The organism is Mycoplasmopsis fermentans PG18 (genome assembly GCF_000209735.1).
Classification (GTDB): domain Bacteria; phylum Bacillota_I; class Bacilli_A; order Mycoplasmatales; family Metamycoplasmataceae; genus Mycoplasmopsis; species Mycoplasmopsis fermentans.
This window is the reverse complement of the sequence record NC_021002.1, coordinates 496,833-518,643: the sequence shown is the minus strand read 5'-3', so window position 1 is coordinate 518,643 and position 21,811 is coordinate 496,833. Positions and strand designations below refer to the sequence as shown.

Here is a 21,811-nt window from a genome sequence, read left to right as displayed (position 1 = left end):
CAATAATGAAAAAAATAGGTTTTATTGTTGACGGCTTTATTAGTGAACCGCAAGAACTAATTCTTAAAAAAGGTTATGGTTATTTTCCTTTTTTAACAGATATTGATGGTGTAGTTTATAAAGATGGTATTGACTTAGACCAAGAAGATTTATTGCATAAACTTGATCAAGGAAAATCAGTTAAATCATCTATGCCAAATGTTAAAGCTGTTTTAGATACAGTGGACAAAATGACTAAAGAATATGATGAAGTAATTTACTTCCCAATTGGTTCATCATTATCTTCAAGTTGCAACAACATTGCAACAATTTGCAAAGAATATAAAAACTTTCACGTTTATGATAACTGCTGAGTTGGTGACCAATACAATGAAATTATTAATCATATTAAAAAAGTTTATGAAAAATATCAAACACTAGACAAAGTATTTGAAGAATTAGAATGAATAAAAAACAATTCAATAATTTACGTTTTGCCAATAAAACTTAATTATTTGATTGAGGGCGGTAGAGTTAATAATAGCTTTAAAAAATTCGTTTTAAAAACAATGTCTAAATTAAGAATTTATCCTTATGTTAAGTTTATTAAACAACATGTTTCAACAGCTGGAATAGCTCGTGGTGTTAAGGGTGCAATAATTCAAATATTTAAAAAATTAGGAGCTTTCGTTAAAGCAAAAGATCTCAAAACATTAACAGAAAACTTCAAAATTGACTGAATTCACGGAATTGATGAAGAAGTTAATAAAACTGTTCGTAAAGTTTCAAAAGAAAAAAATATTAAAATAGATACAGAAAGATGAACATCTTCTGCCATCGCAGTTCATACAGGTCCTGAAGCTTTCTCTTTAAGTATCATGCCTAGATTAGAAAAAAGAGAAATTTAATAATAGAAAGAACAACTAAAATGAAATTCAATAATTTTTTAAACAAAAATTCTATTTTTGTACATTCAAATTTTGATAAAAAAGATGATGTTTTGCACTTTTTATCACATCAACTAAATGAACAAAACTTTGTTAGTGATGAAAAGAAAATATATGAAGCTTTTTTATATAGAGAAGAATTAATGAATACTGCAATAGGCGGTGGCATTGCAATTTGTCAAGCATTAAGCTCAACAGTTAAAAAAGACACATTATGTATTTTAACTATGAATAATGATGGGGTTAATGATTGAAAAGCTGATGATGAAAAGAATGTTAATTTAGTTTTTGCTTTAGTATTAAGTAAAAATAATCGTAATTTACAAATTGATACTTTACAAATGATTAGTATTTTAGCTTTAGATAATACTTTGGATAATAAAATTATGAAAGCCAAAAATGCTGATGAAATTTATGAAGTAATGAGTAAATTTAATGTTGATATGCACCAATACGAATAATAGAATTATGAGTCTGAATTAGGCTCATTTTTTTACAAAAAAATATCGCCCAATACCAAAAGCGATATTCAAAATATCGTAGTGTATAGAAAAATTAAAAGTCTTGAACTTGATTTAATTTTCTTTTACATTCTCTAACATCAAAATCATTTAGAGTTGCTCTTCTGCGAATTATAACAATTCGTGGTGCATTGGCTTTAGTTTCCTCGTTAATGTTTTCTGTTATCCTGTTAACAAATTCCAATTGATTTTTTAAGCCTAAATAAGGTAATGCCGGCAATTGATTTAATTTATGTCCCACCTTTTCTATAAGTTCATGGAAATTAATTTTGAAAATTGTGCTTAAATCAATTCCTTTAGCTAATGTAATTGGTTTTTTATCACCATTTTCCATTATGCCTTCCTCCTCATATATTTTAATAAAACGAGGTTCCAATTCATAATTCTTTTCTCATTCTTTTAAACATGAGACAAAATAGACATAATCCTCATCTTGTGCTATTAGCATCATCACATCTGAATATAACTTATCTCCTTTGATCTTTTCGACGAAATCTGATGCTAATAAAATAGGTTTCAATATTGGTAACTGTTCGTTACTCGTCGTTATTTTTGTTTCCATGATTTAATTGTATAAAAGAAAATGATTCCATTTTTCCAAAAAAGTATTAATTTGAAAATTGTGCATAAGTTTTTGTCTATTTTACTTTTTGACCTTTAAATAAGTTTAATTGGTCAAAATCCAATATCAATTTTTATGTTGATTGTTTGTGTATAACTTTTTTGATTTTAAAATAATTTTTAAAAACAAAAAAAGTACCATTTGAAAAGTCAAATGGTAACTTTAAAAAATAATTATTTTTTCATTTGCGCAGCAACTTCTGAAGCAAAGTCACAAGCAACTTTTTCAATACCTTCACCTACACCATAACGAATAGCTGAAACTAATTTACTTTTATGGTTAGCTAAGTATTTATTGATTGTTAAACTTTCATCCATCATAAATGGTTGTTCTTCTAAAGTAACTTCACCAATTTTTTTGTTAAGTGATCCTTGACGAATCATTTCTTGAACTTTTTCTGGTTTTTTGTCAAAGTTTGCTGGAACTACAAATTCATCTTTGAATAATTGAAGTCTTCTTGCAGGAATATCTTTAGCAAAAATAAATTCTGGTTTCATAGCACTTAAGTGCATTGCAACATTTCTTGCACTTTCTTCATGACTACCTGCTACTTTAACAATAGCAGCGATTTGACCATTAACGTGAACAAAGTGACCTAAAATTTCACCTTTTTTAGCTTCAACAATTTCAAAACGACGAAGTGTAATTTTTTCGCCAATTGTTGCTGTTAAATTTTCACATAATGAGTTAACAGTTTCTTTACCATCTTTTAATTTAAGAGCAGCTTCAACTGTTTTAGCTTTAGAATCTAAAATTAATTTAGCAATTTTTTCTACTAAAGCTTTGAATTTTTCATTACGTGCAACAAAGTCTGTTTCACAGTTTAATTCAACCATAACAGCTTTAGTAGCATTAGCTGCAATAGCAACTAAACCTTCAGCTGAAACTCTGTTAGCTTTTTTAGCAGCTTTAATTTTTCCATTACTTTTTAATCATGTAATAGCTTTTTCAATGTCTCAGTTTGATTCTTCTAAAGCTTTTTTACAGTCAACCATACCACCATTGGTACGTTCACGTAATTCTTTAATTAAACCTAATTTATCCATAGTAACTCCTATTTAGTTGCAGTTTTTTTAGTATCTGGTTTTTTAGCAACTACTTCTTCTGACTGTTTTTTGCCTTTTGAAGATTTTTCTTCTTTAACTTCTTGTTCATGATTTTCTGAATGGTGAGCTTTTCTTTCACCGGCTTCATGATTTTCGTTTCTGTTATGGTTAAATGGTCTTCTTACAAAATTGTTTTCTTTTCTTTCACTTTTGAATTCTGGTAAAACAATTTTTTCATCAGGTTGGAAAGCAAAACGAGCTCTACCACCTCTAGCTGTTGCAATAGCATCAGCTAAAATTGTAATAATTAATGTAATACTTTTAGCTGAATCATCATTAGCAGGAATACCAAAGTCTACTAAATCTGGGTTAGCATTTGAGTCTAAAATACCAATAATTTTTACACCTTTTTTACGTGCTTCCTTAACAGCAATTTCGTCATCATTAGGATCTGCAACAATCATAAATGTTGGAAGTCCTTGCATACGACGAATACCTTCAAGGTTTTTGTGAAGTTTGTCTAATTTCTTTTGGAATAAAAGACCTTCTTTTTTAGTGTAACCTTCAAAACCTTTAGCAGCTTTAGCTTCTAATTCTTCCATAGTTTTAACTCTTTTGAAAATTGTTGAAGAATTAGTTAATGTACCACCAAGTCATCTTTCAGTAACATAGTAGCTATTTATTCTTAAAGCATTATCTTTAATTGTTTCGCGTGCTTGTTTTTTTGTACCAACAAAAATAAATGACGCATGTGGATTTTTTGCTAAGAATTTATTCAATAAGTTGTAAATAAATTCAAGTCTTTGTAATGTGAAGTTTGAGTTAATAACATGTACTCCACGTTTTGGTTGTGGTAATAAGAATTCCTTCATACGAGGATTTCACATACTTGCTTTGTGGCCAAAATATGTACCAGCTTCTAATAATTTATCTTTAGAAACGATAAATTTTTTTTCAACTTTTGCAGTTTCTTGAACTGCTGTTTCTTTTTTTTCTGACATATAAAATTTTCCTTTAGTTTGTTATACTTCCTATTATTTCTAACACCTAGCACCCTTTCTCCAGGCACACCCAAGTGAATCCATAATAGTGTGTTTAATTTAAATTTGATCAAATTTGAATTTATAAAAATTCATTATTATTTTATAATAAAAAAACAAAAAAACAAGACTTTTACAAAAATATTTTTTTCTTGTTTTTTGTTGCTTCTTATTTTCAATTTTTATCGCTTTTTAAGCTGCTTTAATCTTATCAATTATTTCAGTAATTTTAGCTACTTCACTTTCAATTTTTAGATGTTCATTTAATTCTTTTGAAGAATAATTTACTTCCTTACTTTTGTCCAAACTACTTGTATTTACTATGCTTTTAGCAGTAAAGTGAATTTCAGTAGCTTTAGTTTCTTGCACTATTTTATCAGCATTATTAGCATTAACTCCAGCTCCTGGCATAATAGTTATTTCGCCATTAGCTACTTTTACTAATTCTTTGATTCTTTCGAGACCTAAATCACAATTTGGTTTAGCTCCTGAAGTTAAAATTCTTTTAACTCCAAGTCTTTTAAGATTTTCTAATTCTTTAAATTGATCATTAACTACATCAAAAGCTCGATGAAATACTATTGGAGTATTTTTAGCAGCTTTTATTACTTTTTTCATAGCTTCTAAATTAATGCTAAAGTCACCATTTAAAATTCCGACAACTAAAGCATCTGCTTTTAAACTGCTAAATACTTTAATATCTTCAATAATATGTTCTATTTCACTAGCACTATAACAAAAATCTCCTGACCTTGGTCTAATCATAACTACAATATCAAGCTTAGTATTTTTTCTCACTAAGTTATATAAACCAACCGAAGGAGTTAAGCCTCCTAACACTAAGTCTGAGCAAAGTTCAACTCTTTTGGCTTTAGCTAAATCTGCATTTAATGCTGATTGATATGAATCAACAGCTACTTCTGTAACAATATTTTTCATGTTGCACTTCCTTATCTTATCTAATTTTATACTAATAAAAAATGAATGCAAAATAAGTGTAAAAAATGTCTTAAAATCCTTTAAATTTGTCTTTTAGGGTGAAAAAAATATACAAAATTTTGGTATTCTTTTGTAAGGATTTTACAAATTAATATTCTTATATTTATATCTAAATATAATTATGGTGAAAAGTGAAAAAAATTCATTTTTCAATAATATGGAGGTTAGCTTATGGATAAAGCTCAAGCTAAAATTCCTAATAAAGAAATTAAGAGCAATCCTAAAAAAGGAAAAATCAAAGATTGATTTCAACAACTAGCTAGAGGTTTAATGTTGCCTATTGCAATTTTACCTATTGCTGGTTTATTATTAGGAATCGGTGGAGCTATTGGTGCAAATACAACTAATAGTGCTGGTCAAACAACTGCTAATATTTTCAAAGGTGTATCTGAAGTTATTTTTGGAAACTTACCTATTTTATTCTGTATTGCCATAGCGATCACATTTTCAAAAGACAAAGGTGGAGCAGGATTCTCGGCTGCTATTGCTTACCTTGTCTTTACTAGTTCTCAATTAGCATTCATCCAATTTGATGGTGTTGATATTGTTAAAAGTATTTTTTGATTCCACAAACCAGTTGCTGGACTTGTAGGAAGTAACTTAGGAATGAAATCATTAAATACAAGTATTTTTGGTGGTATGGTTATTGGAATTGTCACTGCATATACATTTAATTATTTCTCTAAAATTGAATTACCACCTGCACTTTCATTCTTCTCAGGAATTAGATTAGTGCCAATTATTTTAGTACCTATTTCTTTTGGTGTATCTATTGTATTCTTATTATTATGACCATGAATTGGTTTAGCAATTTATGAATTAGGTAAACTAATGCAAAGATCACCAATAGGTTTAGATGGATTTATTTATGGTATATTAGGCCGTGCTTTAATGCCTTTTGGTTTACACCACATTCCAATTGTTTTAGCATATCAAACTGAATTTGGTGGTGTGTTATCTAAGGAAATGATTGATGCGGCTGTAACAGCTGGTAAAATTTCTTCAAAAGTAGCTACTGATTTAAAAAATTCATTAGAGAGTTTTTCTAAAGGAAAAGATGTTATTACTGGTGACCAAAACATCTGAAACTACATTAATCAATTAAATTACAATAGCATTGATAATATTAAATTATTCCCTTGATTCCAAAAAACTCTTGGAGTTAATGCCGGAAGATTTACCCAAGACTATCCAACCTACATTGGAACATGTATGGGTATTGGTTTAGCTATGATTCTTTTAGCTGAAAAAGAAAATCGTAAAAATGTAGCGATAACAATAGGTTCAGCAATGGGTGTTGCATTCTTAACAGGTATTACAGAACCTCTTGAATTTACATTCTTGTTTATTGCTCCTCAACTTTATTATGCTATTTATGTACCACTTAGTGGTTTAGCATATGCATTAATGGAATGAACAGGAGCTCACGTTGGTGTTGGTTTTGCTCGTGGTTTCATTGACTTAATTATTTATGGTGTTATTCCAGTTGCTAAAGGTACTGCATTCTACTTTGCATTCTTATGAGCTCTTGTTTTAGGAGGTGTTGCCTTTGTAACATTCTTCTTCTGAATTAAATATGGCAAAATCGCAACTCCAGGTCGTCTTGGAAATAATATTGGTTTAATTAATAAAAAACAATATCAAGAATTAAAACAACAAGAAGCTGATAGAAAATTAATTGAACAAGCAGGCGGAGAAAAAGTATTTGACGATGCTAATATTGAAGGTATTGTTAATAAATTAGGCGGTCTTAAAAACTTAAACAATGTTTCTGCTTGTGCAACTAGATTAAGAATTGAATTAAAAGAAAATGTTGATATTAAAGCAGAATATTTTGTACCATATGGATCATTTGGTTTAGTTCATGATAATTTATCAGTTCAAGTAATACTTGGCGGAAAAGCAACTGTAGTTGCAAGTAAAATTAACGAAAAATTAAGTGATGAGTCTTAAAAATAATTTGTTTATAGTTTCTTGTCAAGCATTGGAAAATGAGCCAATGTATGGTCCTGGTGTAATCGAAAGAATGGTTAAGTCTGTTTTATTAGGTGGTGCTCAAGGCATAAGAATTAGCCAAAGAGAAAATATTGAACCAGTCTTAAGAATAGTACCTAAAGACATTCCTGTTATTGGTATTACTAAAAAAATGTCTAAAGATTCTGAAGTATTTATTACTCCTGATTTAGATGATTTAAAATTCTTAATTGAAAGTAAATGTCCAATAATTGCAATAGATGCAACTTTAAGAAAAAGACCAAAAGAAAGTTTGGAAGACTTAGTTCAATATTTCAAGAAAAATAATCATAATCAGTTATTAATGGCAGATTGCTCTTCAATTGAAGATGTTGAAAATGCTTTTAAATTAGATTTTGATATTGTTTCAACTACTCTTAGAGGCTACACAAAAGACACATTAAATAAACCTAATAGTTACAATGATTTTGAATTTCTAAAAGAAGTAGTTGAATTAAATAAAAAGTACAAAAAATACATAATTGCTGAAGGCGGATTTAATACACCTGAAATGGTCCAAAAAGCCTATAAAATAGGTGCAAATGGTGTAGTTGTTGGCTCAGCAATTACTAGACCAACTTTTATAACAAAACAATTTGTTGACTATTTAAGCAATAAAAAATAATGATAAAAAAACACGTTAGTAAGATTATGCTAATCGTGTTTTTTTAAATTATTTCATTCATTAATCATCTTTAATCAATTCTTACGATTTAATTTGTTTGGACTGTTTGAAATTAAATGATCTGCAATAATATCAGCTATATATTGTTGAACAATTTTTGAACTTAAAGCATGATATCTTTCTTTTTGTTCAATTGTTTCATGCAATAAAACGTGAGGATATTTATTTTTAAGTGATCTATTTGCAGTTATTAATAAAAATGGAAATTTGTGTTCTAATAATGTTTCACATAAAAACAAAATCTCATTTGTTTTACCACTTTTAGAAAACAAAATAACAGGTGGTTTATTTTCTTTTAATTCATGACTATATAAAGAAATTAAGAAGTTATGAAAATCATTATGGAAGACACTGTAGTAATCAAATTTTTCAATGTTCAAGCTTAATTCTTTAGCACTGATTGAACTTGAACCAATTCCAAAACAATAAACCAGTTTGCTTTTGTTTATTTCTTCACAAATATAATCAATTTCTTTTATATCTAAATATTTGCTTGTTAAATTAATAGCTTCCATATAAGTTTTAGCTATTTTATAAATAGAATTATCTAGTAATTCTTTCGGTATTTTTAAATTTGACAAATAATTATACTTAACATAAAATTGCATATCCTTATAACTTGAAAATCCTAATTTTTTGTAAATTCTAGATAAAACGGCTGTACTTGCAAAAGTCTCGACAGCATTTTTTTCAATTGAGTTTTCTGCAAACTCATTAGGATTTTCATTGATATAATCAATAATTTTTTGTTCAGCATTTGTCATGATTTGTATTCAGACGCAAATAAATTTAATTTCATAATAATTAGATTATATAAAAAAGAATGCAAAATATAAAAACTATTATTTTACATTCATGTAAAAATTGACAAAAAGCTTGTATTCTTCTTTAGTTAAATGCAAAGCTTTCTTGTTAAATATTTTAAAGCCAAAATTAGCATAATTTAATTGTATTTTAATTCACCAATTAGCTTCTTTATAATTTCTATAAATTGGTTTATCTGGCTGTTTTATAGCTCTATAGGTTCAAAATGAAGTGATCATTAAGTAAGTAAAAGGAGCTAAAAATAAGAATCAAATTATTAAAGCTATTGAAGCAACAATACTTAAAGAAATTAAGACTTTAGTTTCATGTTTAAAGATAAAAATAAAGATTAAACATAAAACTATTGTTAGTAATAAAAAGGTTGAAAAAACTGAAACTAATATTCTATATTTTTTATTTGTGCTATAGCTTGCTCATCTTTCAAGTTTTTCTGTTTTTATTCCTAAATCTAATAAATTATTATTTTGCATAATTTTATCCAATTGCTACAGGCTCTGAAATATATTCATATTTGTTAGAATAATTTTTCTTTTTACCTCAAACTAATATTGTGCTACTAATACCAAATTGTCCAATGAACATCAATATACTTAAGAAAACTTTTGAAGCATTATTTAATTTATCAGTAATACCACAAGTTAATCCTGTAGTTCCAAATGCTGAGTTAACTTCAAAGAAAATATGAATGAAATTATATTTGTTTGAATCGATTTGTCCACTGTAATTGTTTAAACTTGACATGGTAATAAATGAAATAAATATTATTAAGAAAATACTAATTGAGAAAACTATTGATGACATTCTAACTGTTTCATCATCAATTCTTCTTCTAAAAGCTCTAACACTTGGTCGACCCATAATTTTTGAGAATAATGATAAGAATAATATTGCCATAGTGGTAGTTCTAATACCGCCACCAGTTGAAGCTGGAGCAGCACCAATGAACATTAAAATTGAACAAATGATTAATGAAGTAGAGGTTAGTTTACTAAAATTAATAGTTGAAAATCCTGCTGATCTAGTTGAAAAAGTTGTAAATAATAATGCTCAAGCTTTTTCTCATTTATTGCCTAAATTCTTATCATCACTTCTTCAAAAATAATTATCATTTTTAAAAGTACCTTCAAAGGAAATAATTAAGATAAAGGCTACTAAAGTTGTGACAAAGTAAGTTATAAACTAATTTTTGTAAATAGTCTTCATTGATATCTTCTTTTACCTTTGTATTTGATTAAGAATCTAAAGAAGTTTAAAATATCATGAATTACAGGATAACCTAAACCACCAATTATTAAAAGAGTCAAGAAAATAATTTGTAATCCAATATTGTGGTAGTAAGGCATAAGTGAATTTTTACCAATAATGTCAAAGCCTGCATTATTTAAGGCACTAATACAATGGAAGAAACCATATCTAAAACTTAGGCCCCAATTTTTATAAGGTGAAATATAATCTCCATATTTATCAAAATCGCTATAAGCTTTTGGTTCATTATAATAGAAATAGAAAGTTAAACCAAAACTAAAAATTATTCAAATAATTAATAAGGTTCCAATTGAGTCCATAATTAATTTTTTAGTTTGACCACTATCACCGCTGCCTCTTTCATGTGACACAACTTCAAGCTCACTTAAAGAATTTCTACGTTTAAAAAAGATTAAATTAATCAAGAAAATTCTTAAGGCAAAAATACCTAATCCTCCTAAAAAGATCAGGATTGCAATTATTGCTTGTCCAAACATATTTCAAGTATTATAGGTTGTCTTAGTGACTAAGCCTGTATCACTGAAAGCACTAGATGTTGTAAAAAGAGCATCTCAAAAACTAACTTTAACACTACTATCTTTATGAGTTCAAGGACTTAAAAGGAAAAGTGTTGCAATAATAACAGTAAGAAGATAAGCTAAAAAGATGTATTTAACTTTGGTGATATTTAATCTTCAAACTCTATAGTTTGCAAAAAATTGTCTAATTTTGCTTTTTCTTCATCAAGCGGCAATTTTTGAATTTTTCATAACATATATTTTAACTTAATTTTAAAATTATGAAATTTATTTATTATTAATAAATAGAGCACTATTTTCTTTTTTATTTAAAAAAGTTTGCCAAATTTTTGGAGTTAAAATATTAGTTATAAAAAAATAAAAATCTTTTATAATTTATAGCATAAGTTAATAAAAACACAAAGGAGTAAATTATGCCTCGTAAAAGAAAAAATGAATATATCTGTGTTATTGGAACAGGGCGTTTTGGTAGTGCGGTTGTAAGCCAACTTGCTAAAATGAATTGTCCTTTATTATTAATAGATAAAGATGAAGAAGTTTTAAAATCATATGATGATTTAGCACAAAAAGTTGTTATTGCTGATGCAGGTGATATGAAAGCTTTAAGAGCACTTAATCTTCAAGAAATTGGAACTGTTGTTGTTGCTGTTCCTGATAATATTGAAATTGTGGCTGCTTTACTCGAATTAAAAGTTAATAATATTATTGCTCGTGCAACAAGTAAAAGACATGCACGTGTATTAAAACAAATTGGAGTTAATGTTATTGTTAGACCTGAATATGAAGCCGGTGTTCGTACTGCTCTTTTAGCAGCTAATCCAAATTTTAGCCGTTATTCTCAAACATTACAAGAAATTGGCGATGGCTTCGTTATGGGTACTACTATTTTAAATAATCCAAAATTAATCAATAAACCAATCAAAGAATTAAAATTCTTTAACTTAGGAATTTCAGTTGTTTTAATTAAGAGAGGAACTGAAAGTATTTTACCTACTGGGGTAACTGTTTTACAAAAAAGTGATCTTATTACAATTCTAGGTAAGGTTGAAGATGTAACCAATGCTTTTGGTTTCTTAAATGTCGAAGACTAGGGAAAGTCCTCCACATATTCTAAAAAATAATTTTTTGCCTAATTTTCACAAAATTTTTGAAGGTTTTATACTCGATAAATGCGTTTTTCAGCGAACATTCGCTGAAAAACGCATTTTTTAGTTATAGCCCCTTCAAAAGTTGCTTGCAAAAGCTGTTTAAATTAATGAAAAAATTCAAATATTTTCTTGCACATGTATTTAATATAGTGTAAAATAGTGGTGGATAGTGGAAGGAAGTGGAAAATGTTTGGACAATACAAAAGAAACATTGACGACAAAAAAAGATTAGCTTTACCATCTAAATTGCGTGACGATTTAGGAAGCAAAATTTATTTAACTGTCGGACTTGAAGGCATTGTTGAAATTAGAAGCGAAAAAGAATTCAATAAATTCGTTGAAGTTCTAAATCAACAAAACTCTTTTGATACAAATGCTCGTTTTGTTAGAAGATTTTGATTGAGCAATACTCAAGAAATTGAACTTGACAACCAAGGACGTTTCGTTGTTCCAAAACAATTCCTCGACAAAGCTGCTATCCAAAAAGAAGCCATTTTTGTAGCCTCAGGTAATCTTGTAGAACTTTGAGGCAGCGAAAAATTTGATCAATATTGTCAAAACTTTAATGACAGTGACATATCTTCAGCAGCACAAAAAATTCTTGAAAGAAGTGGTAAATAAAATGGAGAATCAACACTTTTCTGTTTTACTGCAAGAGTCTATTGATGCCCTTAATATAAAACCAGATGGTATTTATGTTGATTTAACTTTGGGCATGGGTGGACATTCTAGCGAGATTTTAAAGAGACTTGACACTGGTCGTTTGATTGCTTTTGATAAGGACACTTTTGCGATAGAAGAAAGTCGCAAACGTCTCAGCCAAATAAAATCAACTAATTTTCAACTAATTCATTCTGACTTCAAAAATATAAAAAGTGAATTAGATAAATTGAACATTAGCCAAGTAGATGGAATCATTGCTGATTTAGGTATTAGCAGTCCACAAGTTGATAATGATGAACGAGGTTTCTCTTATAACAAAAATGCACGTCTTGACATGCGCATGGATCAAAGTCAAAAGCTTGATGCCTACTATGTAGTTAATAATTATAGTGAAAGTCAATTGGAACAATTATTAAGAAACTACGCTGAGGTAAAACTTGCTCGTCAGGTTGCGAAGGCCATCATTAGTAAGCGGCCAATAACTACCACTTTGGAATTAGCTCAAGTAGTGCGAGATGCTTATCCTGCAAAATTAGTGAAACTAAAAAATCCTAATAAAGCAGTGTTCCAAGCTATCCGTATTGAAGTTAATAATGAATTTGATTCCCTTAAGCAAATGTTACAAGATGCTATTGAACTATTAAAACCTAATACTTCTTTAGCCGTTATAACTTTTCATTCATTGGAAGACAGCATTGTTAAACATTTTTTTGGTTCACTAATTAAAAGTAAATTACCAGCAAAAATGCCAATTAATGAAGAGAAGCAATATAAAGTAAAAGTATTTCTTCCAACCAATAATGAGTTAGAACTTAATAAACGCTCTCGTAGCGCCAAGTTAAGAGTTTTGAAAAAATGCTTTTAATTTTTTTAATCTATCTTTTTTTGCTAAAAAGACTATTTTGGAGGTAATTATGAAAAAAATTTATGTAAATTTCTTTCTTAAAAAAACTAGACTTGATGTGACAGTAGTGGAAGATATTAATTCTAAATATTTTCCAGTTTTTCAAACATATCTAGAAACCAAAAACTTTGAAGCGAATAAGATTAAAGAATTTATTACGAATTTCAAAAAATATTTGAAATCTAAAGTTGCTACCAAGAAAAATGATGTAGTTAAATATTCTTTTATAGTTAAAGATAGTTTATACAAAAGTTTAAAATTTGTTAACCAAACTTTGACTTTTGATGTTCCAAGTAATACAGTTGATCAACAAGTATGAAAAGAAGTTAAAAATAAACTTGAAGAACAAAAAGAAAGTTCAACATACGAATTGATTAATTCAAACATATATTTATATGAAACAATTAACAATGATGTTGTTAAAAGCTACAGTACTTTTCCTTGAAACAAACAAGCTCTAAAATTAAATATTAATCAAGGACTTTTTGTTATTACAAAAGATACTTGACTTGCAAAAATTATTAACATTATTAAAGAATGTAATTTGAAACTTGATGCTTTACTTTTAGAATCTCAAGCTCTTAGTGCAAATTTAGAAGAAAAAGATAAAGCTAAATACTTATTCCACTTTGACTGAAATGCACTAGTAGTAAATGGCTCTATGAATGCTAAAACATTTTTCTATGAAAAATCTAACATTGACTTTAAAAACTTTGTTAATTATTTATCAAAAGAATTAAATAAAAGTAAAGAAGATACAATTTTGTTACTTGAAGCTGTGGTAGCTAATTGAAAAGTTTACCAAGTTTTAAATGATGAAACTGAAGGCTATAAAGCTTATAGACTAGTGATTTCTTTATTTGACCAAGCTATTCATAAAGTTAAAGCGTTTTTAGACCAAAATAATCAAAAAGTTGATGAGTTGGTTTTAAACTGCAAAAACTCAGAAATCTTTATGGATCGTTTTAACAAATTATATCCCGAAATGAATGTTGCAATTCTAGACGATAACGTCTCAACTTTATTCAATATACCTAATAGCCTTTTAGGCATTATTAATTTACTAAATCCTGAAAAAATCAATTGTGAAGACATGGTTAATACTTTGAATAATTTACCAGAATACAAACCAAAAAGTTTTTGAAACAAATTATTCTCATGAATATTGCCATCACAAAGAGCTCAAAAATAAGACAAAATTAAATAAAACAATATAAGGAGGTTGCCTATGGACTTAAATGCTGAAGATTTGGAAGTTAAACTAAAAGTCATTGGTGTTGGTGGTGCAGGTAATAACGCCATTAACTTGATGCTTGATGAAAACTTGCCAAATGTTGAATTACTAGTTGCTAACTCAGATCGTCAAGATTTGGTTAAAAGCTTATGTCCAAATAAAATACTTTTAGGTGATTCTACCAGAGGCTTTGGTGCTGGTGGGGACCCTAAAGTAGGACGTGAGTGCGCACTAGAAAGCATTAAAGAAATTCAAAAATCATTAGAAAACACAGATATTGTTATTATTTCAGCTGGCTTAGGCGGCGGAACAGGAACTGGAGCAGCACCAGTGATTGCCGAAGCTGCCAAAAAGATGGGCATTTTGACAGTGGCAGTAGTAACCACTCCTTTTGAATTAATTGAAGGAAAACATAAAAGCTTAATTGCTCAAGAAGGCTTGAAAAAATTAAGTGAAGTTGTTGATAGTTATATTGTAATTTCAAACCAAAAATTGGTTGAAAATTACAGAAACTTACCAGTTCAAGAAGCTTTTAAAGTTTCTAACTATACATTGAAAAATTCAATCAAAATAATTCGTGATATTATCTTTGAAACTGGGTTTATTAATTTAGATTTCAATGATTTACGTCAAGTTTTATTAGATGGAAAAGAAACAATTATAGGAATTGGTAATGGCTTTGGCAAAGACCGAGCTATTAAAGCAGTTGATGATGCTTTAATGACTCCACTTTTTCAAAGTGAAATTAAAAATTGTCAAAAAGTTGCTATTTTATTTCAGTGTGATAAAAGAGCAAGTTTAGATGACATTGAAACAGCAAAAAATCGAATTGATGAGTATTTAGCAAATAACCTTGAAGCTCAAACTTTTATCGGACTTCAATATATCGATACTCAAGATCGTGAAGAAATATTCAGAATTAGTATTATTGCTTCAAATCTTAATGCAAATGTTTCAACAAATACTTATGCGGTACCAAAATTATTGCAAAGAAATGTTAGTGAACATTATGAGCAAAATATGCAAAATACATATACACAAATTAATGGATCACATCATACTCGTATAATGAGTTATACTGCTCAAAACTATGAAGATGAAAATGAAGATGTAATGCCAAATTTCTTTGATGAAAATCATTAATAGTTAAAGTTGTATTTTATAAATTAATAGAAAAGAAGGGGGTTATCTTAATCCTCTTTTTATTTTTTTGCTAAAATATTAATATAAATTAATTTAAAAATTAAAAATATAATTTTACTTAAATTGCTTTAAAACAGTTGTTTTAGTTAAATGAAAGGAATAAAATGCATAGATTTTTTGTTACTAAAAAAAGTGATCAAGATCATTTTGAACTATCAAAAGAGATATTAAATCACATCAAAGTTGCACGTGTTGAAAAAGATGAATTTTTATGTAACTATCAAGACATTTTTTATAAGTGCAAATTAGAAAATAATAAAGCTTTAATTATCGAAAAATTAGATATAAATCATGAATTTAATAAGCCAATTATTCTTGCTGCACCAATTATTAAAATTAAAAGATTCGAATGAATTTTGCAAAAAGCTACTGAATTAGGAGTTACTACAATTATTCCTTTTGCCTCTAAATATACTGATGCAAAAATCTTAAAATATGAATTCAACAGTAAGCAAAATAGGTTTAATGAAATCATTAAAAATGCAGCTGAACAAAGCTTTAGAAACATCATTCCTTATTTAACTAAAATTATGAATTTAGAAGAAATTATTAAGACTTATCCTACTATGCAAAAGTACTTAGCTTATGAAAATCAAGACCAAAAAAATAACATTATCACTTATCCAACTAGTTCAATTTTAATAGTTGGACCTGAAGGTGGTTTTAGTCCTGAAGAAATAGAATTAGCTAAAGAAAACAATATTAAAATTACTTCATTAGGCAAAACAATCTTACGTGCTGAAACAGCTTGTTTGTATATGCTAGCTAATATCAAAGAAAAATAATAAAGCAAATATATTAATTAAAATCTTTTATTAAATATAATATTAGATATAGAAATGGAGAAACTAATGAAAAAAAATAACATTAAAGATGATTTATATTTTGCAGTCAATCAAAAATGATTAGAAAAAGCAAAAATTCCTGGAGATAAAAGTGCTACAGGAGCATTTTTAGAAATTCACAACCGCAATGAAAGAATTTTAAGAAAGATGGCTAGTGATTTAGTTAGAACTCGTGATGCAGGTGAATTAGAAGTTGGAGCAATTTTAAACTTCACAAATCTTTATTCAATGGCTAGTGATTTTACTTTTAGAAATAAATCTAAAGTTAAACCACTTAAACCTTACTTAAATAAAATTTGAGAAATGCAATCATGAGATGATTTAATTGAAAACTTTGATTTTTATCAATTAAGAAAATTCCACTTGCCTTTTGATTTTGAAGTAATGCAAGATTTTAAAAATACCGAATTACAAACTTTAGGTTTTAGTGGACCAAGTTTAATTTTGCCAGAAAAATCATATTATGATGACAATCATCCAGCTAAACAACCGCTTTTAGAAGTATTTAAAAACATGTCAAGAAAATTATTAGCTGCTTATTTTAAAGATAAAAATAAAATTGAAGATATTATTTCTAATACATTAGAATTTGATAACTCATTAGTTAAATACACAATGAGTGCAGTTGAAAGTGCTGACTATCCCTCTTTATATAATCCTTTTACAATTGATGAAATTAATGAACATTCAAAAGTTTTTGATCTTAAAGAAATAGCAGAAAGATTAATTAAACAAGAAGTTAGCGAAAAAGTTGTTGTAATTTATCCTAAATTTATGAAAGGTTTAAATAGCTTATATAACTCAAGAACATTTGAAACATTTAAATGCTGAATGTATCTTAGAAACTTAATTAGATTTTCAAATCTTTTGGACAATAAAACTAGAATTACTGCAGGAGAATTTAACCGTGCAGTAAGTGGAATTGATAAAGCTTCAAGTGCAGCTAAAAGTGCTTTCTACTTAGCTTATTCATACTTTAAAATTCCTTTTGGTTTAAGATTTGCACTTGAAAATTTTGGTCCTGAAGCTAAAAGAAATGTTGAATATATGGTTCAAAAAATGATCAAAATTTATCAAGACCGTTTAAGAAACAACAGCTGACTTTCACAAGAAACTAAAGATAAAGCCATTGTTAAATTAAATGCTTTAGGTGTTCATGTTGGCTATCCTAGTGAACTTAGACCTTTTTATGAATTAATGGTTATAACTCCATATAAACATGAAGGTAATTTAGTAGTTAATGCATTAAATCTTAATGCAATTGAAAGCGAATATAACTTTAGTCAATACAAACAACCAATTAATAAAAATTTATGAGGTATGTCACCTGCTGAAGTGAATGCTTACTATAATCCTTTTATGAATCATATAGTTTTCCCTGCTGGGATTTTAGCAAAACCATTCTACTCATTAACCCAAAGTTCTTCAGCTAACTATGGTGGAATTGGAGCTGTTATTGCTCACGAAATTTCACATGCTTTTGATAATAATGGAGCTAAATTTGATGAAAAAGGTAATTTAAATTCATGATGAAAAGATGAAGATTTCAAAAAATTCAATAAGCTTTCACAAGCTATGGTTGATCTTTTTGAAGGCCAAGATTCAGAATTTGGTAAATGTAATGGTAAATTAACTGTATCTGAAAATATTGCTGATGCTGGTGGAATTAGATGTGCATTAGAAGCTAGTCAAAAAGAATTAAATCATTCATCAAAAGAATTCTTTACAAACTGAGCTACAGTTTGAAGAGCTAAACAAAAACCTGAATATGCTAAAATGCTTTTAGCTGCTGATGTTCATGCGCCTAAGGATTTAAGAGCAAATATTCAAGCTAAAAACTTAGATGAATTTCATGTAACATTTAAAACAAAACCTAGTGATAAGATGTATTTAGCACCTGAAAAAAGAGTCAAAATCTGATAATAATTCGCGTAAGCGGATTTTTATTTTTCACTTTTTCAAAATTAACAATTTAAACTAAAAAAACTATAAAACAGGCTTTTATGAAAAATTTAAAATGTAAAATGCTTTTAAAAAAAATGTGTTTTGCTTGTGGAAATGATTACCTATTTAATTTTTATTAAGATAGTTAAAAAGCCATAAAAGACTTTATGTTTATATAATTAAATTACACACATATTTAAATAAAATGGAGGTCAAAATGACAATTAAAGGAATCGGAGCAAGTCGTGGAATCGCGGTTGCAAAAGTTTTTAAAATTGAAGAACTACCAGTCAATATTACTGAAAAAGCTAAGGATGCAGATCATGAATTAAAACTATATAATGATGCTGTTAAAAAAGCTGGTGAAAAAGTTGAAGCTACTAAAAAATTAGCTAAAACTCCTGAACAAGCTGCTATTTTTGATGCGCATTTACAAATTATTAATGACCCTTGAGCTTTAGAAACAATTACAGGTAGAATCAAAGACAATAAAGAAACAGCAGAATATGCTACAAAAGCTTTCTATGAAGAAATGGCAACAATGTTTTCAAATATGGACGATGCCTACATGAAAGAAAGAGCTGCTGATGTTAAAGATGTTATGAAAAAACTTCTTTACATTTTAAATGACATTGAAGAACCTGATTTAACTGCTATTGATAAAGAAGTAATTATTGTGGCTTATGATTTAAGTCCTTCTCAAACTGTTCAATTAAATAAAAAATATGTTAAAGGTTTTGCAACCAACATTGGTGGACCAACAAGTCATACAGCAATTATGGCTAGAAGCATGAACATTCCTTCAGTAGTTGGAACAAACAATGTTTTAGAATCAGTTAAAAATGGTCAAACAATTATTATTGATGGAATCAAAGGCGAAGTAATTGTTGATCCTACAAAAGAAGAATCAGAACACTATAAAAAAGAAGAAGCTAAATACATTAAATATTTAGAAACAATTGCTAAATACAAAGGTAAAAAATCAATTACTAAAGATAAACATCATGTTGAATTAGCTGCAAATATTGGACGTCCAAAAGATGTTGATGCAGTTATTGACAATGATGCTGAAGCAATTGGGTTATTCCGTTCAGAATTCTTATACATGGATAATGAACACTGACCAACAGAAGAAGAACAATTTGCTGCTTATAAAGAAGTAGTTGAAAGAATGAAAGGTAAAAGAGTTGTTATTAGAACACTAGATATTGGTGGTGATAAAACTCTTAAATACTTTACATTCCCTCACGAAATGAACCCATTCTTAGGTTATCGTGCAATAAGACTTTGTCTTAAAGAAATTGAAATCTTTAAAACTCAACTTAGAGCTTTAGTTAGAGCAAGTGCTTATGGTAAAGTTGCTATTATGTTCCCAATGATAACAAACATTCCAGAATTCTTGCAAGCTAAAAAACTTTATGAAGAAGCTTATAGTGAAGTTAAAAAAGCAGGACACAAAATTGCTCCTAAAAAGGATATTGAAGTAGGTCTTATGATGGAAACCCCTGCTGCTGCTGTATTAAGCGATCAATTCTGTAAATATGCAGACTTTGTTTCGATTGGAACTAATGACTTAATTCAATACTCAATGGCTGCAGATAGAATGAGTGAAACTATTTCATACCTATATCAACCGCTTAACCCTTCTATTTTAAGATTAGTAAAAATGGTTATTGATGGTGCTCACAAACATGGTAAATGGGCTGGTATGTGCGGTGAAATGGCCGGAGATAGACGCGCATTGCCTTTACTTTTAGGTTTAGGTTTAGATGAATTTAGTATGTCTGCTGGTAATGTTTTAGCTTCAAGAGAATTGGTATCTCAATTAAGCAAAAAAGACATGGAAGAATTGGCTGCTCAAGCTATTGAATTAGATAGTGAAGAACAAGTTATTAAACTTTTAAATAAAGCTTTAAAATTAAAATAATTTAAATTAGTCTACCTTAATGGTAGATTTTTTAACATATGCTCATATATGATTATTTATTCCATTATCATTGAAAAATACTATTTTATAGTATTATTAGTAAAAAAGGAGACATATGAGCAATATAAACGGAACAATTAAAAAGACTTTTATCGAAGTTATTGAAGAATTAGAAAATAACCCAAGTATTTTTTCTAAAAAACAATGTTATGAAACACAAGGCTACATATTTAATAAAAGCTTAACGGCTGATAAAGATAATAATCAATTTATTTCTTTAATAGTTGGAGATGAAATTGATACTAATGATTTCTTTGAACTTAAATTCTTTTATTATCCAAAAGATAAAAATAAAACTGATAAAGAAAAATCATATTCTGTAATTAAAAAAATATTTGGTTTCAAAGTACAAACTAAAACTAAACAAGAAAAACAAAATGAAGCAAACAAAAGACAAAACGATTTAGTTAAATATAGTTTTGTTTATACAGTTTCAAAAAATAAAAATTGACATAAAATGCCTTATAAAGCTATTATTCAAAAAATATCTGAATGTGAAGAAAATAAAACAAATGTAACAAGTGTTAAAGAATTAGAAAAAATTAATGTTGAAGATGTCATTAGAATCGACGATGAATTTTTAGATCAAAAAATATTCAACAATAAAAACTTCTTATTTTTCGATTTTGAATCTAGATTAACAAAATTAAATGATAAAGTGGCAATTAGTTACTATCCAGTTCAATATTCTTCTTTTATATCAAACTTAAACAATAAAGAATTTAATGAAAAAGAAAGAAAAAACTTTTACAAAGGTGTAGTTAAAGACAACCGTAAGTTTTTCCAAATTGATGGTTTCATTTTAGATCAATATAGCAATATTTATCAAGATCAAAGTCAAAATTTAATAACAAGAGAAGAAGTTCAAAATATTTTAGATGCTAACAAAATCTTAATTTCTTATGGCATTAAAGCCGATTTAAACAACTTGAAAAAAATTGTAGGTAAAAAATATGTTGAAAGTCGATTAGTCAATTATATTGATGTTTGCAATTTTACAATGATAATTAAAAAATTAATTAGTAAAGAAAAAGAAACAATGTATAGACAAACATTATTTAATGTGGCAAAATATTTTTGTACTTATGATGATGCTTTACTTAGTGAAGAATTAAAAGAAGAATTAAAAAATAAAGATAAAAAAATAAATATACTTTTTCAAGAAGAATATAAATTTGAAAAATTGAATATGCATGATTCATTTGAAGATTCAAGAATCTTAACAATTCTTTGAAATAATGTTGTTCATCGATTTTTACAACGAGAACTTTGCAATAATTTATTTTATAAAAAATCAATAGATGACAATGATTCTAAAGTTGAAAAAAGAATAGAAACTTTTAGAGACTTAATTTTTGCTATAAAATATTGATTAGACAAAATATATAAAGAAGAAAATTCAACAAACTAAAAGGAGATAAA

22 protein-coding genes are annotated in these 21,811 nt (G+C 27.8%); 14 read left to right on the top strand and 8 right to left on the bottom strand.

All coding sequences use genetic code 4. From position 1 onward, the window contains the following. Positions 1-5: 5 nt before the first annotated feature. Positions 6-887 carry a DegV family protein gene (locus MBIO_RS02370; RefSeq protein WP_013354675.1) on the top strand — a complete coding sequence of 294 codons (882 nt, stop codon included), beginning with the start codon at positions 6-8 and terminating at the stop codon, positions 885-887. A gap of 20 nt (positions 888-907) precedes the next feature. Beyond that, positions 908-1,387 (top strand): PTS sugar transporter subunit IIA, encoded by a 480-nt coding sequence (locus MBIO_RS02365; protein ID WP_013354674.1) that lies wholly within the window; start codon positions 908-910, stop codon positions 1,385-1,387. Between the two features lie 94 nt (positions 1,388-1,481). Here the strand turns inward: MBIO_RS02365 and MBIO_RS02360 are convergent, their stop codons facing one another. The 4 genes from MBIO_RS02360 to MBIO_RS02345 form a co-directional block, all read right to left on the bottom strand. Then, positions 1,482-2,009 carry a hypothetical protein gene (locus MBIO_RS02360; protein ID WP_013526901.1) on the bottom strand — a complete coding sequence of 176 codons (528 nt, stop codon included), beginning with the start codon at positions 2,007-2,009 and terminating at the stop codon, positions 1,482-1,484. A 233-nt stretch (positions 2,010-2,242) separates the two neighbouring features. Beyond that, positions 2,243-3,115 (bottom strand): translation elongation factor Ts, encoded by an 873-nt coding sequence (gene tsf, locus MBIO_RS02355; protein ID WP_013526900.1) that lies wholly within the window; start codon positions 3,113-3,115, stop codon positions 2,243-2,245. A gap of 8 nt (positions 3,116-3,123) precedes the next feature. Next, entirely contained in the window at positions 3,124-4,116 is a 993-nt protein-coding gene (gene rpsB / locus MBIO_RS02350) for a 30S ribosomal protein S2 (protein ID WP_013526899.1), read from the bottom strand. 231 nt (positions 4,117-4,347) lie between these two features. Further along, positions 4,348-5,094, bottom strand: a complete 747-nt coding sequence (locus tag MBIO_RS02345) for a copper homeostasis protein CutC (protein WP_013526898.1) — start codon at positions 5,092-5,094, stop codon at positions 4,348-4,350. A gap of 231 nt (positions 5,095-5,325) precedes the next feature. On the opposite strand from MBIO_RS02345, the gene MBIO_RS02340 reads away from it, so the two are divergent. Further along, positions 5,326-7,107, top strand: coding sequence for a PTS transporter subunit EIIC (locus MBIO_RS02340; protein ID WP_015510963.1), 1,782 nt, complete (start codon positions 5,326-5,328; stop codon positions 7,105-7,107). Continuing rightward, the gene (locus tag MBIO_RS02335) at positions 7,097-7,792 is read left to right on the top strand and encodes an N-acetylmannosamine-6-phosphate 2-epimerase (RefSeq protein WP_013354668.1); all 696 of its coding nucleotides are present in this window, start codon (positions 7,097-7,099) and stop codon (positions 7,790-7,792) included. Before MBIO_RS02340 ends, MBIO_RS02335 begins: the two co-directional genes overlap by 11 nt. A gap of 29 nt (positions 7,793-7,821) precedes the next feature. Here MBIO_RS02335 and MBIO_RS02330 read toward each other — a convergent pair whose 3' ends face one another. From MBIO_RS02330 to MBIO_RS05065, 3 genes are all read right to left on the bottom strand, one after another. After that, positions 7,822-8,616 (bottom strand): MurR/RpiR family transcriptional regulator, encoded by a 795-nt coding sequence (locus MBIO_RS02330; protein ID WP_258408925.1) that lies wholly within the window; start codon positions 8,614-8,616, stop codon positions 7,822-7,824. Between the two features lie 78 nt (positions 8,617-8,694). Beyond that, a complete protein-coding gene (locus MBIO_RS02325; RefSeq protein WP_013354666.1) occupies positions 8,695-9,147 on the bottom strand; it encodes an MAG0130/MAG3770 family membrane protein in 453 nt (150 codons plus the stop codon). A gap of 4 nt (positions 9,148-9,151) precedes the next feature. After that, positions 9,152-9,676: a potassium transporter TrkG gene (locus tag MBIO_RS05065; RefSeq protein ID WP_258408947.1), complete on the bottom strand. Its 525-nt coding sequence runs from the start codon at positions 9,674-9,676 to the stop codon at positions 9,152-9,154. Between MBIO_RS05065 and MBIO_RS05060 the strand changes: the two genes are divergently transcribed. After that, a complete protein-coding gene (locus MBIO_RS05060) occupies positions 9,618-9,779 on the top strand; it encodes a hypothetical protein (protein WP_258408924.1) in 162 nt (53 codons plus the stop codon). The two genes, MBIO_RS05065 and MBIO_RS05060, sit on opposite strands and share 59 nt — an antisense overlap. A gap of 70 nt (positions 9,780-9,849) precedes the next feature. On the opposite strand, the gene MBIO_RS05055 is transcribed toward MBIO_RS05060, so the two are convergent. After that, positions 9,850-10,692, bottom strand: coding sequence for a potassium transporter TrkG (locus MBIO_RS05055; RefSeq protein WP_015510958.1), 843 nt, complete (start codon positions 10,690-10,692; stop codon positions 9,850-9,852). A 182-nt stretch (positions 10,693-10,874) separates the two neighbouring features. On the opposite strand from MBIO_RS05055, the gene MBIO_RS02315 reads away from it, so the two are divergent. The 9 genes from MBIO_RS02315 (at position 10,875) to MBIO_RS02275 (ending at position 21,800) form a co-directional block, all read left to right on the top strand. After that, complete coding sequence (locus MBIO_RS02315) at positions 10,875-11,552, top strand: potassium channel family protein (protein WP_041594217.1); 678 nt, start codon at positions 10,875-10,877, stop codon at positions 11,550-11,552. Positions 11,553-11,795: 243 nt separating this feature from the next. Beyond that, positions 11,796-12,230 (top strand): division/cell wall cluster transcriptional repressor MraZ, encoded by a 435-nt coding sequence (locus MBIO_RS02310; protein ID WP_013354663.1) that lies wholly within the window; start codon positions 11,796-11,798, stop codon positions 12,228-12,230. A 1-nt stretch (position 12,231) separates the two neighbouring features. Next, positions 12,232-13,137 carry a 16S rRNA (cytosine(1402)-N(4))-methyltransferase RsmH gene (gene rsmH, locus MBIO_RS02305; protein ID WP_013354662.1) on the top strand — a complete coding sequence of 302 codons (906 nt, stop codon included), beginning with the start codon at positions 12,232-12,234 and terminating at the stop codon, positions 13,135-13,137. A 49-nt stretch (positions 13,138-13,186) separates the two neighbouring features. Continuing rightward, positions 13,187-14,368, top strand: a complete 1,182-nt coding sequence (locus MBIO_RS02300) for an MAG3720 family protein (RefSeq protein ID WP_013354661.1) — start codon at positions 13,187-13,189, stop codon at positions 14,366-14,368. Between the two features lie 36 nt (positions 14,369-14,404). After that, positions 14,405-15,553, top strand: coding sequence for a cell division protein FtsZ (locus MBIO_RS02295; protein WP_013354660.1), 1,149 nt, complete (start codon positions 14,405-14,407; stop codon positions 15,551-15,553). Positions 15,554-15,717: 164 nt separating this feature from the next. Beyond that, positions 15,718-16,398 carry a 16S rRNA (uracil(1498)-N(3))-methyltransferase gene (locus MBIO_RS02290; protein WP_013354659.1) on the top strand — a complete coding sequence of 227 codons (681 nt, stop codon included), beginning with the start codon at positions 15,718-15,720 and terminating at the stop codon, positions 16,396-16,398. Positions 16,399-16,464: 66 nt separating this feature from the next. Further along, entirely contained in the window at positions 16,465-18,381 is a 1,917-nt protein-coding gene (locus tag MBIO_RS02285) for a M13-type metalloendopeptidase (protein ID WP_013526893.1), read from the top strand. 238 nt (positions 18,382-18,619) lie between these two features. Next, on the top strand, positions 18,620-20,329 hold the full coding sequence (gene ptsP, locus MBIO_RS02280; protein WP_013526892.1) for a phosphoenolpyruvate--protein phosphotransferase: 1,710 nt from the start codon (positions 18,620-18,622) through the stop codon (positions 20,327-20,329). A 115-nt stretch (positions 20,330-20,444) separates the two neighbouring features. After that, positions 20,445-21,800, top strand: coding sequence for a hypothetical protein (locus MBIO_RS02275; protein WP_013354656.1), 1,356 nt, complete (start codon positions 20,445-20,447; stop codon positions 21,798-21,800). The last annotated feature ends 11 nt before the right edge of the window (positions 21,801-21,811 follow it).